Annotated in this window: 7 protein-coding genes and 2 pseudogenes; 7 read left to right on the top strand and 2 right to left on the bottom strand. The window is 69.5% G+C overall.

What is annotated here, in order from left to right; translation table 11 throughout:
- Positions 1-111 precede the first annotated feature (111 nt).
- From JIW86_RS02320 to JIW86_RS02330, 3 genes and pseudogenes are all read left to right on the top strand, one after another.
- Positions 112-2,331 (top strand): glycoside hydrolase family 3 N-terminal domain-containing protein, encoded by a 2,220-nt coding sequence (locus tag JIW86_RS02320; protein WP_257552269.1) that lies wholly within the window; start codon positions 112-114, stop codon positions 2,329-2,331.
- Entirely contained in the window at positions 2,328-3,821 is a 1,494-nt protein-coding gene (locus tag JIW86_RS02325) for a glycoside hydrolase family 43 protein (RefSeq protein ID WP_257552270.1), read from the top strand. Before JIW86_RS02320 ends, JIW86_RS02325 begins: the two co-directional genes overlap by 4 nt.
- 361 nt (positions 3,822-4,182) lie before the next feature.
- Positions 4,183-6,878, top strand: a pseudogene (locus tag JIW86_RS02330) (beta-L-arabinofuranosidase domain-containing protein).
- A 106-nt stretch (positions 6,879-6,984) separates the two neighbouring features.
- On the opposite strand, the gene JIW86_RS02335 reads toward JIW86_RS02330, so the two are convergent.
- Positions 6,985-8,016 (bottom strand): LacI family DNA-binding transcriptional regulator, encoded by a 1,032-nt coding sequence (locus JIW86_RS02335; protein WP_257552271.1) that lies wholly within the window; start codon positions 8,014-8,016, stop codon positions 6,985-6,987.
- Positions 8,017-8,283: 267 nt separating this feature from the next.
- Between JIW86_RS02335 and JIW86_RS02340 the strand changes: the two genes are divergently transcribed.
- The 4 genes from JIW86_RS02340 to JIW86_RS02355 all read left to right on the top strand — a co-directional run bounded on the left by JIW86_RS02340 (position 8,284) and on the right by JIW86_RS02355 (position 13,891).
- Positions 8,284-9,255, top strand: coding sequence for a glycoside hydrolase family 6 protein (locus tag JIW86_RS02340; protein WP_257552272.1), 972 nt, complete (start codon positions 8,284-8,286; stop codon positions 9,253-9,255).
- 324 nt (positions 9,256-9,579) lie between these two features.
- On the top strand, positions 9,580-10,659 hold the full coding sequence (locus JIW86_RS02345) for a glycoside hydrolase family 6 protein (RefSeq protein ID WP_257552273.1): 1,080 nt from the start codon (positions 9,580-9,582) through the stop codon (positions 10,657-10,659).
- A 394-nt stretch (positions 10,660-11,053) separates the two neighbouring features.
- The gene (locus JIW86_RS02350) at positions 11,054-12,496 is read left to right on the top strand and encodes an endo-1,4-beta-xylanase (RefSeq protein ID WP_257552274.1); all 1,443 of its coding nucleotides are present in this window, start codon (positions 11,054-11,056) and stop codon (positions 12,494-12,496) included.
- 96 nt (positions 12,497-12,592) lie between these two features.
- A complete protein-coding gene (locus JIW86_RS02355; protein WP_257552275.1) occupies positions 12,593-13,891 on the top strand; it encodes an RICIN domain-containing protein in 1,299 nt (432 codons plus the stop codon).
- A 56-nt stretch (positions 13,892-13,947) separates the two neighbouring features.
- On the opposite strand, the pseudogene JIW86_RS02360 reads toward JIW86_RS02355, so the two are convergent.
- A pseudogene (locus JIW86_RS02360) lies at positions 13,948-14,451 on the bottom strand (IS110 family transposase); the annotation flags it as partial.
- Positions 14,452-14,908: the final 457 nt, after the last annotated feature.

Here is a 14,908-nt window from a genome sequence, read left to right on the forward strand (position 1 = left end):
GCGGCGGCCCTCCGCCTTGCGATGCACCGCACCCCCGGGAGCCCCTCCCAGCGGTAGCTGGGGGAACCGCGACCCGGCAAACCTTCCCGGCCACAGCACTAGGAGAACTCCTTGACCGAGCCCTGGCGTGACCCCCTCCTGCCCGTGTCCATACGAGTCTCCGATCTGCTGAAACGGATGACGCTGGAGGAGAAGGCGGGTCAGCTCGCCGGATTCTGGGCGCTGCCCTCGGATCCGGGCGCACCCGTCGCGCCGATGGAGGACGATTCCGGCGAGTCCGCGCCCGGCCTCGACGACATCGTCGCCCACGGCCTCGGCCAGCTCACCCGGGTGTACGGCACCGCGCCGATCACCGCGGAAGCCGGGATGGAGCGGCTCGCCTCGCTCCAGCGGCAGGTGACCGGATCCGGCCGGTTCGGGATACCGGCGGTCGCTCACGAAGAGTGCCTGACCGGGTTCATGACGTTCGGAGCGACGGTCTTCCCCGGGCCACTGGCCTGGGGCGCCTCCTTCGATCCCGGGCTCGTGCGCCAGATGGCCGCCGCCATCGGCGCGGGGATGCGGCGGGTCGGCGTCCACCAGGGGCTGGCTCCGGTGCTCGACGTGGTCCGCGACTACCGGTGGGGCAGGACCGAGGAGTGCATCGGCGAGGACCCTTATCTCGTCGGAGCGATCGGCACCGCCTATGTGCAGGGCTTGGAAGGATCCGGGATCGTGGCGACGCTCAAGCACTTCGCCGGGTACTCGGCCTCGCGCGGCGGCCGGAACATGGCCCCCGTCTCCTCAGGACCGCGCGAGTTCGCCGACGTACTGGTCGAGCCCTTCGTACGGGCACTGCGCGAGGGAGGCGCCCGGTCGGTGATGAACAGTTACACCGATGTGGACGGCGTTCCGGTGGCCGCCGACGAACGGCTGCTGACCGAACTGCTCAGGGGTGAGCTCGGTTTCGGCGGTGTGGTCGTCGCCGACTACTACGCCGTCTCCTTCCTGGAGACCCGGCACGGTGTCACCGGATCGCGCGGCGCGGCCGGCGCGCTGGCACTGACCGCCGGAATCGACGTCGAGCTACCCACGGCCCGCTGCTACGGCGAGCCGCTGACCGACCTCGTCCGGTCGGGAAGCGTACCCGAGGAGCTCATCGACCGGGCCGCGGAACGGGTCCTGCTGCAGAAGGCCGAGCTCGGCCTGCTCGACCCCGGCTGGGAACCCGTCCAACCCGAGCCGGTCGACCTCGACCCGCCGGAGAACCGGGCACTGGCCAGGCTCCTGGCCGAACGGTCCACCGTCCTGCTCGCCAACGACGGCATCCTGCCGCTGCAGCCGTGCCGGGTGGCGATCAGCGGGCCCTACGCCGACGACCCCCAGTCCTTCCTCGGCTGTTACTCCTTCCCCAATCACGTCGCCCTGCCCGGCGACCTCGGTCTGGAGATCCCGACGCTCGGCGAGGCGCTCACCGCTGCCGGGTTCACGGTCACCGAGGAAGATCCGGACGTGAACGTGCTGGTGCTCGGGGACCGGGCGGGCATGTTCGGCCGGGGCACCTCCGGAGAGGGCTGCGACGCCGAGACCCTCGACCTGCCCGGCGACCAGGCCGCACTCGCCTCCGCCGTTCTGGACTCCGAGGTGCCGACCGTCCTGGTGCTCGTCTCCGGACGGCCCTACGCGCTCGGCACACTGGCCGAGCGCGCATCGGCCGTGGTGCAGGTCTTCTTCCCCGGAGAGGAGGGTGGGACGGCGCTGGCCCGGATCATCAGCGGGGCCGCGGAACCGTCCGGGCGGCTGCCCGTCTCGATCCCCCGCCAGGTCGGCGGCCAGCCCGGCACCTATCTGCACGCCAGGCTCGGCGGGCACACCGACTGGAGCTCGGTCGACCCGACCCCGCTGTTCCCCTTCGGACACGGGCTGAGCTGGACCAGCTTCACCTGCTCGGAGCTCTCGGTGGATCCCGTCGCCGCGACGGACGGGGCCGTCGCCGTTTCGGTCACCGCACGCAACGTCGGCGAGGTGACCGGGACCGAGGTGGTCCAGCTGTACCTCTCCGACCCCGTGGCGTCCGTCGTCCGGCCGCAGCGGTGGCTCGCCGGGTTCGCCAGGGTCGAGCTGCGGCCGGGCGCGGCCGCCCGGATCACCTTCTCCGTCCATGCCGACCGGACCTCCTTCACCGGGCTCGATCTGCGCAGAAGAGTGGAGCCCGGGGAGATCGGCGTGGCCGTCGGACGGTCAAGCGGCGATCTTCCGCTCCAGGGCTCCTTCACTCTGGAGGGCCCCGTACGTCACCCGGCGGCCGACCGGGTGCTGTCCGTGCCGGTCGAGATCGTCCCGGTTTCATGACCGGGTTCTCCGGTGATCCCGTGCTGCCCGGGTTCCGGCCCGACCCGTCCGTCTGCCGGGTGGGAGCGGACTACTACCTGGTGACGTCCAGCTTCGAATGGTTCCCGGGCCTTCCCGTGTTCCACAGCCGCGACCTCGTGAACTGGCGGCGCATCGGCTCCGCGCTCGACCGGCCGTCCCAGCTCGACCTCGACGGGTGCGAGCCCTCACGGGGCCTGTTCGCACCGACGATCCGGCACCATGACGGGGTCTTTCATCTCGTCTGCACGCTGATGGACGGCCCCGGCCATTTCGTCGTCACGGCGACCGACCCGGCGGGGCCGTGGTCGGAGCCCCACTGGTTGGACGGTGAGGGCTTCGACCCGTCGCTGTTCTTCGACGACGGGCCGGACGACGGCGACGGGCACGGGGACGGCGAGGGCAACGGCGACGGCCGGGCCTGGTTCACCGCCGCACGAGTCGTGGACGAAGCCGCGGGGCGCACCGAGATCTGGATGCGCGAATACCTTCCCCAGGAACGACGGCTGACGGGACCCGAGCACGTCCTGTGGTCGGGAAGCCACCCGGGCGCCCGATGGTCGGAAGCCCCGCACCTCTACAGGATCGACGGCACCTATCTTCTGCTCACCGCCGAGGGCGGCACCGATGTGGACCACAGCGTGGTGGCCGCCCGCGCCGACCGTGTGACCGGCCCCTACGAGGGCGCCCCCGGCAACCCGTTGCTACCGCCCGCCAAGGGCCCGGTCACCTGCACCGGGCACGCCGACCTCGTCCAAACCCCGAACGGCGAGTGGCGGGCGGTCCTCCTGGGCGTCCGCCCGGGCTCCGCCCTCGGCCGCGAGACCTTCCTCAGCCGGATCACCTGGGACGACGGCTGGCCGGTCTTCTCCCCCGTCGTCCACACCGACCTTCGCCGCCCCCTCCACGACGACTTCGCCACCCTCTCCGCCGACTGGAGCACCCTGCGCACCCCACCCGCGCGGTTCTGGACCACCGGCGACGGGCTCCGCCTCCAGCTCCGCCCCGACCGCATCGGCGAACGCACCACCCCGTCCCTGCTGGCCCGCCCCCAGGAACAGCCCGACTGCGACGTCTCCGCCGAACTGCACTTCACCCCCGCCGCGCCGGACGAACAGGCGGGCCTCGCCGTAGTCCTCGACGACGACACCCATCTCCTCTTCCTCCGCACCGCGGAAGGACTCAGCCTCCGACACGGGCCCGAGGTCCTGGCCGGCGTTCCCGTCCCCCCGGGCCCCATTCGCCTGCGGGTCCGCATCCGCGGCTTCAGCCACACCTTCGCCCACGCGGCACCCGACGGCGCCTGGCAGGACCTGACCATCGTCGAAGCCACCTTCCTCACCCCGCTGTTCACCAGCATCCAGCTCGGCCTCTACGCCACCTCCAACGGCCGCCCCTCCACCAACCAAGCCCACTTCACGTGGTTCGACATCACGTACCCGAGCCCACAGGAACCGCCAGGCAGGCCCTGAGACCGCTGATGCCACGGCCAGGTCGCGGTCCGCGTCCGCCACCTGCCGGCTCGCACCTCACCTCCCGCCCAGCCGACCCCATTTGACCGCGGTGTACGTGGCCGCGATGCACGCCGCCGGAGCGGATCGATCGCCTGGAGCAGCTGCGCGCGGTACGCAGTGCGCGGGCCGGCCTTGTCGGCACCGCCCGTCGAAGGTATTGACACGTCAATTGTGAGCGCTAACACTCGTGCGCAGCAGGCGGCCGCCCCCACCGACCTCGCAGCCGCCGGTTGAAGCCCAACAGCCCTTGTGCGCGGCGCCCTTATCTCTCACGGACCATGGAGTTCGCCATGCCGGTTCCCCCTTCAGCCGCCGCGCCATGATCAAGGCGACCGGCGTCGCGGCCGTAGCCGCGGCTGTCGGCCCCGTACTCAACACCGCCTCCGCCGCGGCGGAGACGCCCCCGGTCAGGTCCGACGTCGGAGTGTCGACGTTCCCGTTCGACCTGGGTCAGGTCCAGCTCACCAGCAGCCGCTGGCTCGACAATCAGAACCGCACCCTGGCCTATCTCCGCTTCATCGACGTCGACCGCCTGCTGTACAACTTCCGTGCCAACCACCGGCTCTCCACCAACGCCGCAGCCCCGACCGGAGGATGGGACGACCCGGCGTTCCCCTTCCGCACCCACGTGCAGGGCCACTTCCTCACGGCATGGGCCCAGGCCTACGCCGCGGTCGGGGACACCACCTGCCGCGACAAGGCCGACCGCATGGTCGCCGAACTCGCCAAGTGCCAGGCCAACAACTCCACCGCTGGCTTCTCCGCCGGCTACCTGTCGGGCTTCCCCGAGGCCGACTTCACCAGCCTCGAAGCAGGCACGCTGACCAACGGCAACGTCCCGTACTACTGCGTCCACAAGACCATGGCCGGTCTGCTCGACGTGTGGCGCCTCATCGGCAACACGCAGGCCCGCGACGTGCTCCTCGCGCTCGCCGGCTGGGTCGACCAGCGCACCGCCGTGCTCAGCCAGAGCAAGATGCAGTCGTTGTTGGGCGTCGAGTTCGGCGGCATGAACGAGGTGCTCGCCGACCTCCACCAACAGACCGGCGACGCACGCTGGCTGACCACCGCCCAGCGGTTCGACCATGCGGCGGTCTTCGACCCCCTCGCCGCGAACCTGGACCAACTGAACGGTCTGCACGCCAACACACAGGTGCCCAAGTGGATCGGAGCCGTCCGCGAGTACAAGGCCACCGGGACGACCCGCTACCGCGACATCGCCGCCAACGCGTGGACCATCTGCACCACCTCGCACACCTACGCCATCGGCGGTAACAGCCAGGCAGAACACTTCCGGGCCCCGAACGCCATCTCCGGCTTCCTCGTCCCCGACACCTGCGAGCTCTGCAACTCCTACAACATGCTCAAGCTGACCCGAGAACTGTGGCAGCTGGACCCCGGCCGGGCGTCGTACTTCGACTTCTACGAGAAGGCGCTGCTCAACCACGTCATCGGCGCCCAGAACCCGGCCGACCCGCACGGGCACGTCACCTACTTCACCCCCTCAACCCGGGCGGCCGCCGCGGCAAGGGCCCGGCCTGGGGCGGCGGCACCTGGAGCACCGACTACGGCACGTTCTGGTGCTGCCAGGGAACGGGCGTCGAGTCCAACACAAAGCTGATGGACTCCATCTACTTCCACGACGGCAGCACCACCCTCACCGTGAACCTGTTCCTCCCCTCCGTCCTGAACTGGACCCAGCGAGGCATCACCGTCACCCAGACCACCTCCTATCCGGCCGACGACACCACGACGCTCAAGGTCACCGGCGGCGTCGGCGGGACCTGGTCGATGCGCGTCCGCATCCCCGGATGGACTTCGGGCGCCACCGTCAGCGTCAACGGCGTCGCCCAGACGGTCACGGCCAGTCCGGGCACCTACGCCACGCTCACCCGGTCCTGGGCCTCCGGCGATACCGTCACCGTGAAGCTCCCCATGCGCGTGGCCCTCCAGGCCGCCAACGACACCCCCGGTGTCGCGGCGATCACCTACGGCCCCGCCATCCTCGCCGGCAACTACGGCAGCACCACACTGTCCTCCCTCCCGACCCTGGACCCCTCCTCGATCACCCGAACCAGCAGCACCGCCCTCGCCTTCACGGCCACCGCCAACGGAACGAAGGTCGAACTCGCCCCGTTCCACGACGCCCAGGGTTTCAACTACACCGTCTACTGGCGGACCGTCAGTCCCGGCTTCCGTCTCGTCAACGCGGCCAGCGGACTCGTCCTCGGCATCCGGGACATGTCCACCGCCGACGGGGGCCTCGCTCTGCAGTGGACCGACTCCGGCACCGCCGACCACCACTGGCTCCTCCTCGTCGACGGCACCGCACTGCGGCTGCGCAACCTCAACAGCGGCAAGGTCCTCGGCGTGAAGGACATGTCCACTGCCGACAACGCCCCGATCCTCCAGTGGGCCGACACCGGCACCGCCGACCACCGGTGGACCATCGTCGACGCCGGCAACGGCTACCACAAGCTTCGGAACGTCCACACCGGCAAGCTGCTCGGCATCGAAGGCGGCTCCACCGCCAACGGCGCCGCAGCCGTACAGGTGCCCGACACCGGCGCCCCCGCCGGCCAGTGGCAGTTCGTCCCCGACGGCGCCAGGCGCATCCAGAACGTTGCCAGCGGGCGGGTCCTCGGTGTGCGGGACATGTCCACCGCCGACGGGGGCCTCGCCATCCAGTGGGACGACAGCGGCACCGCCGACCATCTCTGGACGGCCGCCGTCGACACCGGCGGCCACCTGCGCCTGCGCAACTCCCACAGCGGCAAGGTCCTCGCCGTGGAGAACGGCGGCACCGCAAACGGCGCCCGGATCGTCCAGTGGGCGGACAACGGCACCGCCGACCACCGGTGGCGCCTGCGCCACGGCGGCGGCGACACCTTCAGGATCCAGTGCGCCAACAGCGGCCGCGTCCTCGGCGTCTCCGGCGCCTCCACCGCCCAGGGAGCACAGACCGTCCTCTGGGACGACAACGGCACCAACGACCACCTGTGGCGATTCATCTGACCCGGCGCCGAGTCCCCCGATCGCCCCAGGCCGATCGCGGCGACGGGAAATCGAGTGGGAGGCGCTCCCGTCAGATCGGGCCGACCCTGTCGGAAGCGCCCACCGGTCAGGCGGACGCGGGCAGATCGGGGGCGGACTCGCGCACGGTCAGGCGGGTCGGGAGGATCAGCGGGCTGGGGCGGTGTCCTTCGATGGCGCTGACCAGCATCCTGGCCATCTCCTGCCCCAGCGCTCGCACCGGCTGGTGGACCGTGGTCAGCGGCGGGCTGGTGTGCCGGGCGCTCGCCAGGTCATTGAAGCCGATCACCGCGACGTCCTCGGGCACCCGGAGCCTCCGTTCCCGCAAGGTGCGCAAAGCGCCGATGGCCATCGCGTCGGAGGCCGCGAACACCGCGTCGGGATCGGGGTGCGCCCGGAGCAGTCGCTCCATCGCCTCGGCGCCGCCGTCCTCGGTGAACTGCCCGGGCTCGACCCCGAGCAGCGGCAGGCCGGACAAGGTCAGACCGTCGGTGAACCCCTGCTCCCGCGCGACGGAGGCCATGGCGTCCACCTGGCCGGTGATCATGACGGGCCGCCGGCGGCCCGTGCGCGCGAAGTGCTCGGCGGCCAGGCGGGCACCGCCCCGGTTGTCGGCGTCCACGTACCACGTAGGCTCCCCGATGAGCGGGAGTCCGCCGAAGACGACGGGGAGATCGACCTCCTCGCCCAGGCGTCCCAGCGGATCGTCGCCCCGCAGCGCCATCAGCATGACGCCGTCGGCCCGGCGGGAGCGCAGCAACCGCTCGAGCCTCTCCCGGCCACGCGGGGTGTTGGCCAGCAGCAGGATCAGTTCCAGTTCGGTCTGCTCCAACGCCGCGCTGACGCCGACGATGACCTCCGCGAAGAACGGGTCCGCGAACAGTCCCGGCTCGTCGCTGGAGACCGCCAGCACCACCGCTCCGACCCTGCGGGTCGCCAGGGCCTGCGCGGACGGATTGGGCACGAAATCCAGCTCGCGAACCGCCCGTTGGACCGCCTCCCGTTTGGCGCGGCTTACGTGCGGGGCGTTGTTGATCACCCGGGAGGCCGCGGTGCGCGACACACCGGCTCGTGCAGCCACCTCGTCGAGAGTCGGCATGCGCTTGGGTGACGGCTCCATGGAAGAACTGCTCCTCGGGCTCACGCGGACGGCGAACAGCGGCCATGATTCCATGCACCGCCCCGGCTTCGGACCTGCGCGCGGATATCGCCCTTGGTCTCGATTTGGTAGCGCTTCCAACCAATCGCGCCATACCGGTCATGGCAGCAGTTCTGTGTTCAACCTATTGACACACCCTGGCGACGGACCCAATCATCCCATCAGCGCGGTCCGACCCACAGCAAAACTGGAAGCGCTTCCACTTCCCCACCTACCGGAGGAAGAACCATGCGCAAGTCCGTCCGAGCTGCATCCGCCCTGCTGGCCGGTGTCCTCGCCACCGGTCTCGCCCTGATCAACGCCGGCCCGGCGTACGCCGCCGACCCGACCACCATGACCAGCGGCTTCTACGCCGACCCCGACAACTCCGCCCTGCGGTGGGTCAACGCGAACCCCGGAGACGGGCGGGCGGCGGCGATCCGGACGTCCATCGCCAACACCCCGGCAGCCCGCTGGTTCGGCAACTGGAGCGGCGACATCGGCACGGCCACCGGCGCCTACGTAGGCCGCGCGGACTCCTACGACAAGCTGCCGATCCTGGTCGCGTACAACATCCCCAATCGGGACATCTGCGCCGGTCACTCCGGCGGCGGCGCCGGGAGCCGCGCCGCGTACGACGCCTGGATCGCCTCCTTCGCCAGTGGCATCGGCAGCCGCCCGGCCGTCGTCGTCCTCGAACCCGACGCGCTCGGCCACGAGAGCTGCATGACAGCCGATCAGATTGCCGAGCGCAACGCCATGCTGAAGAACGCCATCGCCCAGTTCAAGGCCAAGGCACCCAATACCTGGGTCTACCTCGACGCCGGGAACCCCGGCTGGATCGGCGCCTCGACCATGGCGCAGCAGCTCGCCGCCGCCGGTGTCAGCGGGGCACGCGGCTTCGTGCTGAACGTCTCCAACTACTTCACCACCGACCAGAACACCTCCTACGGCAACGCGGTCAATTCCGCCCTGGGCTCCTACGGCTACACCAAGCCGTTCGTCGTCGACACCAGCCGCAACGGCAACGGTTCCAACGGCCAGTGGTGCAACCCCGCCGGCCGCCGAATCGGCACTCCCAGCCAGCGCGGCGGCGGTGCCGAGATGCTGCTGTGGATCAAGATCCCCGGCGAGTCCGACGGCAACTGCGGCGTGGGCGCCGGCTCCTCGGCGGGACAGTTCCTGCCGGAGGTCGCCTACAAGATGATCTACGGCTACTGACGCACCCCTCGCCTCCCTTCCCTGGCCGAAGGCCGGACCCCGGCACCGGGCCGGGTCGACCCCCGCGGTCCGACGTCAGGGCCTGCCACCCGAGCACCCCTACCGAAGGAACCCCGTGCGCATCCCCCTGCACCGATTAGTCCTGGCAGCGAGCGCGCTCACGCTGCTCCTCGGCGCCGTCGCCCCGGCCTCTGCCGAGGCGAGCTCCGCGCCGGCCCCCACACGCTTCCCGCGAACACCCGCTTCTACGTCGATCCCGACAGCGACGCGGCCCATCAGGCCGTCACCGACCTCCTCCACCGGGACTTCGAGGGCGCCAAGTCCATGGCCAAGCTGGCCAGTTGGCCGGAGGCCGCCTGGTTCACCGACGGCACCCCGGAGCAGGTCGAATCCCGCGTACGCGACCTCGTGCGCCGGGCCGGGCGAACCGGGACGGTTCCCGTCCTGGTGGCCTACAACATCCCGCTGCGCGACTGCTCCCAGTACTCCTCCGGCGGTGCGCAGTCGGACGCCGAGTACCAGGCCTGGATCAGCGCCTTCGCCCGGGGGCTCGGCCGCAGCAAGGCCGTCGTCATCCTCGAACCGGACGGGCTGGCCAACCTCCCCTCCGACTGCGGTCCCGGCAGCGACCCCACCGGCGCGATCACCACAGGACGCTTCGCCGACCTCAACCACGCGATCGACGCCCTGGAGCGGCAGCCGAACAGCGTCGTCTACCTGGACGCCGGCAACAGCCATTGGCGCAGCGTCGGCGGCATCGCACAACGCCTCCTCCAGGCCGGTGTCACCCGCACCCAGGGCTTCTCGCTGAACGTCTCCAACTATCTGGCCACCGATCTGTCCACCCACTACGGCACCTGGGTCTCCCAGTGCCTATGGTTCGCCACCAAGGGCCCGGACTGGGCCAAGGGGCACCCCGACTGGTGCGCGAGCCAGTACTACTCCCCTTCAGCACCGAACGACGGGCAGCCTGGAAACTCCGTGAACGTGGACGACCCGTCCACCTGGCACTGGACCGACCTGTGGTTCCAGCAGAACGTCGGCACCCCGCCCGCGCAGGAGCTCACCCACCTCGTCGTGGACACCAGCCGCGACGGCCGGGGCGCCTGGACCCCGCCCGCAGGCAAGTACAGCGGCGATCCGCAAACCTGGTGCAACGCTCCCGGTCGCGGCATCGGCGCCCGGCCGTCCGCGAACACCCGCGTCCCGCTCGTGGACGCCTACTTGTGGATCAAGACCGTCGGCCAGTCCGACGGCCAGTGCAACCGCAGCATCCCGGGCGGCACCATCGACCCGGAGTACGGCGTCGTCGATCCCGCGGCCGGTGTGTGGTGGCCGGAGCAGGCCAAGTCCCTCGTCCGGAACGCCGACCCCGCACTGGAATTCAACACGGTCCTGCGCTGACCAGGGATGCGAACTGTAGGAAATACCCGTTCATGGCGGGATCTCTCCTCAGGGGCCGCCGTTCTGATTTCGCCTGAGCTTTCATCAGCAGCCCAGTCGAGCGATCCTCATCGAAATATTTTCGATGAGGATCGCTCTATGAAGAGCGGCTATTGGGCTGTTCAGAGGGAGGGAATTCTCGAAACCCTTTCGAAACTCTTGACATGTTTCGGCTGCGTTTCCAGACTAAGGCCCGAGGCGGTGTCCCCCGTCTGTGTCCTGGTGCCGGGTGCAGGCCTTGGATCTTTACGCCCTGGCGGTGAGCGTCCTTAATCAATGGACGCGGGCGTCGTTCACGCCGATTCACTCGGCCGCACTCCAATCCTTCCGTGATTTCTGTCCTGGAGGCTCTTTCATGGGCTCACATGCCATTCCCCCGCCCACCGTCCGCCGGAAGATCGGCGCTCTTCGTACGGCCCTGGTCGTCGGCGTCATAGGTTCGGCGGCCATGCTGGTGGCGCCGCTGACCTCACACGCCGCCGAGAGCACGCTCGGCGGCGCCGCGGCGCAGAGCGGCCGTTACTTCGGCACCGCCGTCGCCTCGGGCAGGCTGGGCGACTCGGCGTACACGACGATCGCGGGCCGCGAGTTCAACATGGTGACGCCCGAGAACGAGATGAAGATCGACGCCACCGAACCCCAGCAGGGCCAGTTCAACTTCGCCGCCGGTGACCGCGTCTACAACTGGGCGGTGCAGAACGGCAAGCAAGTACGCGGCCACACCCTGGCCTGGCACTCCCAGCAGCCCGGCTGGATGCAGAACCTCAGCGGCAGCACGCTGCGCCAGGCGATGACCAACCACATCAACGGCGTGATGGCCCACTACAAGGGCAAGATCGTCCAGTGGGACGTCGTGAACGAGGCCTTCGAGGACGGCACTTCGGGAGCCCGGCGGAACTCCAACCTGCAGCGCACCGGCAACGACTGGATCGAGGTCGCCTTCCGCACCGCGCGCGCCGCCGACCCGGCCGCCAAGCTCTGCTACAACGACTACAACGTCGAGAACTGGACCTGGGCCAAAACCCAGGCAATGTACGCCATGGTCCGGGACTTCAAGCAGCGCGGCGTGCCGATCGACTGCGTCGGCTTCCAGTCCCACTTCAACAACGACAGCCCGTACAACAGCAACTTCCGCACCACCCTGCAGAGCTTCGCCGCCCTCGGCGTCGACGTGGCCGTCACCGAACTCGACATCCAGGGCGCCTCGGCCACTACCTACGCCAACGTGACCAACGACTGCCTGGCCGTCCCGCGCTGCCTCGGCATCACCGTCTGGGGTGTGCGCGACACCGACTCATGGCGGTCGGAGCAATCGCCGCTGCTGTTCGACGGCAACGGCAACAAGAAGCCCGCCTACACCTCGGTGCTCAACGCACTCAACGCCGGTTCCTCCACCCCCACTCCGACCCCCACACCCGGTTCCGGACAGGTCAAGGGCGTCGGTTCGGGCCGCTGCCTGGACGTGCCCGGTGCCAGCACCAGCGACGGCACCCAGCTCAACCTGTGGGACTGCAACAACCGCACCAACCAGCAATGGTCGTACACCGCCGGGGGCGAGCTCAAGGTCTACGGCGACAAGTGCCTGGACGCCGCCGGCACCGGCAACGGCACCAAGGTCCAGATCTACAGCTGCTGGGGCGGCGACAACCAGAAATGGCGCCTCAACTCCGACGGATCCATCGTCGGAGTCCAGTCCGGCCTCTGCCTGGACGCCGTCGGCAACGGCACCGCCAACGGCACCCTGATCCAGCTCTACTCCTGCTCGGGCGGCAGCAACCAGCGCTGGACCCGCACCTGACGACCTGACACGGCGAAAGGGTGAACCGATGAAGACCCACGGTGCGGCTTCCCCGCCCCTCCACGAAGGCATCGCTGGTGGTCCCGGTTCGCCGCCGTGGTGGCGGCGACGCTCGCGATCGGCATGCTCTTCGCCGTGAAGCCGGCGCCCGCCGAGGCGGCGACGGTGGACGGCAATGCCTGGTACGTCCTGGTCAATCGCAACAGCGGCAAGGCGCTGGACGTCTATGGAGCGTCCACCGCCGACGGCGCGCGGGTCAGTCAGTGGACACGCAACGACGGAGCCAACCAGCAGTGGCAGTTCGTGGACTCCGGCGGCGGCTTCTACCGGCTCAAGGTCCGGCATTCGGGCAAGGTTCTCGACGTAGCCGGCGCCTCGACCGCCGACGGTGCCGCGATCGCGCAGCGGGCCGACGGCAACGGGGCCAACCAGCAGTTCCGGCTGGCCGACTCCGACGCGGGCCACCTCCGGCTGATCAACCGCAACAGCGGCAAGGCCGTCGAGGTGCAGGGCGCGTCCACCGCCGACGGCGGCAACGTCGTCCAATACAGCGACTGGGGCGGCGCGAACCAGCAATGGCAGATGATCAAGCTCTCGTCCGGTGGCGGCGGATGCGGCAGCGCCCCGACTCTGGCGAGCGGTACGCACACGATTCAGAGCAGCGGCAAGAGCCGCAGCTTCATCCTCAGAGTTCCCGACAACTACTCCAACAGCCAGCCCTACCGACTGATCTTCGCGTTCCACTGGCGGGGCGGAACCGCCGGCGATGTCGCCTCGGGCGGAACGAGCGGAAACGCCTGGTCCTACTACGGCCTACAGGAACAATCCAACAACACCGCGATCCTCGTCGCCCCCCAGGGCCTCGACAACGGCTGGGCCAATCCGGGCGGTGAGGAAGTCACCTTCGTCGACGACATGATCCGGCGGATCGAGGGCGGCCTCTGCGTCAACACGGCGCAGCGTTTCGCCACCGGTTTCAGCTGGGGCGGCGGGATGAGCCACGCACTCGCATGCACCCGGGCCAACGTCTTCAGGGCTGTCGCGGTCATCTCCGGCGGCGAGATCAGCGGGTGCAGCGGCGGCGCCCAGCCCATCGCCTACTTCGGAATTCACGGCGTCAGCGACTCCGTCCTCAACATCGCGCAAGGACGTTCCCTGCGCGACAGGTTCGTCAGCAACAACGGCTGCACCTCCCAGAGCCCGCGCGAGCCCGCGCCGGGCAGCCGGACGCACATCACCACCACCTACTCGGGCTGCCGTGCCGGGTACCCGGTCCAATGGGCCGCCTTCGACGGAGGCCACTTGCCCGGTCCGGTCGACGGCTCCTCCAACGAGAGCGGTGTCACGACCTGGACCAAGGGAGAGATCTGGAGGTTCTTCGCACAGTTCCAGTGACACGCCCGCACCATGGAGTGGAGCCAGGAACTGCGACCGGGGTGTGCAAGGTTCCGCAACGCCTCGAGCCCCCCATCCGGTCTCAGCTGCCGCAGGCCGGTGGTGCGCACCGCGACCAGGGCGATGGAGTGGGCGTCGCGGGCGTCGGTCTTGCGGTTGTGGCCGGTGTCGAAGAGCCGGACCCGGGCGGCGAGCTTGGCCGGCACGTCGAGGACCTGTTCACCTGCTTCGAGGAGGCGTTGGGCCAACGGCCGGCCGGCACCATTGGCGCCCTCGACGGCCCACACCCGCTGGGGCCAGGGCTTCACATAGGACCGCAGCGCCGCATAGCCGGCGCGGGCGGTGGTGAACCTGCCCGACCCCAACAGGTGGCCGTATTTGTCGACGACCTCGATGGTGACCGACAGCTTGTGGGGATCGACCCCGATGATCACGCCACTCATGCGGACTCCTGCCTCTCCTCGAACCGATGGGTCGGCGAGGTGAGCAGTGCTACTACGAGCTGGGCAGTCCCCTCTTGAGCCACGCCTCGTCACGGTGCCCGACGGAGCGCAGCCCATGAGAGAGCCACACCCCAGGCCGGGTGGGCAGCGGCTGAAGAGAGCGACCCGCCGGACACCTGGACCGAGTCTGGCCAGACACCGATCCTGCTTGAAGTCTCCTAGTAGCCGCTGGTTGCGCGCTGTCCTGCCGATGAGCGGATGGGTCAGGTTGGTGCGGTGGTTGGCGCGTTTCGCTTCTGGAGCAGGTTCGCGACGAGCATGACGACCACGGCAATGCCGACTCCGATGAACGTGAACAAGACCCGGCGTCCCTCGTCGCCAAGGTTATGCGGATGCGACAGGTCGATCCCGATGAGGACCGCGGCAGCGACGGCGGCGCAGTACAGCGCGTAGTTCCACCGACAGAGACCTCGACGAGCTTCGGGGGCGATACGTCGACGAGGGCCATGACTTCAATGATGCGGTGCCCTTGCGCGCGGCGCTCGGAAACGCGCGACTCTGCCGATGAGCGCTC

The sequence above is a fragment of the Streptomyces sp. NBC_00162 genome (genome assembly GCF_024611995.1).
Taxonomy (GTDB): domain Bacteria; phylum Actinomycetota; class Actinomycetes; order Streptomycetales; family Streptomycetaceae; genus Streptomyces.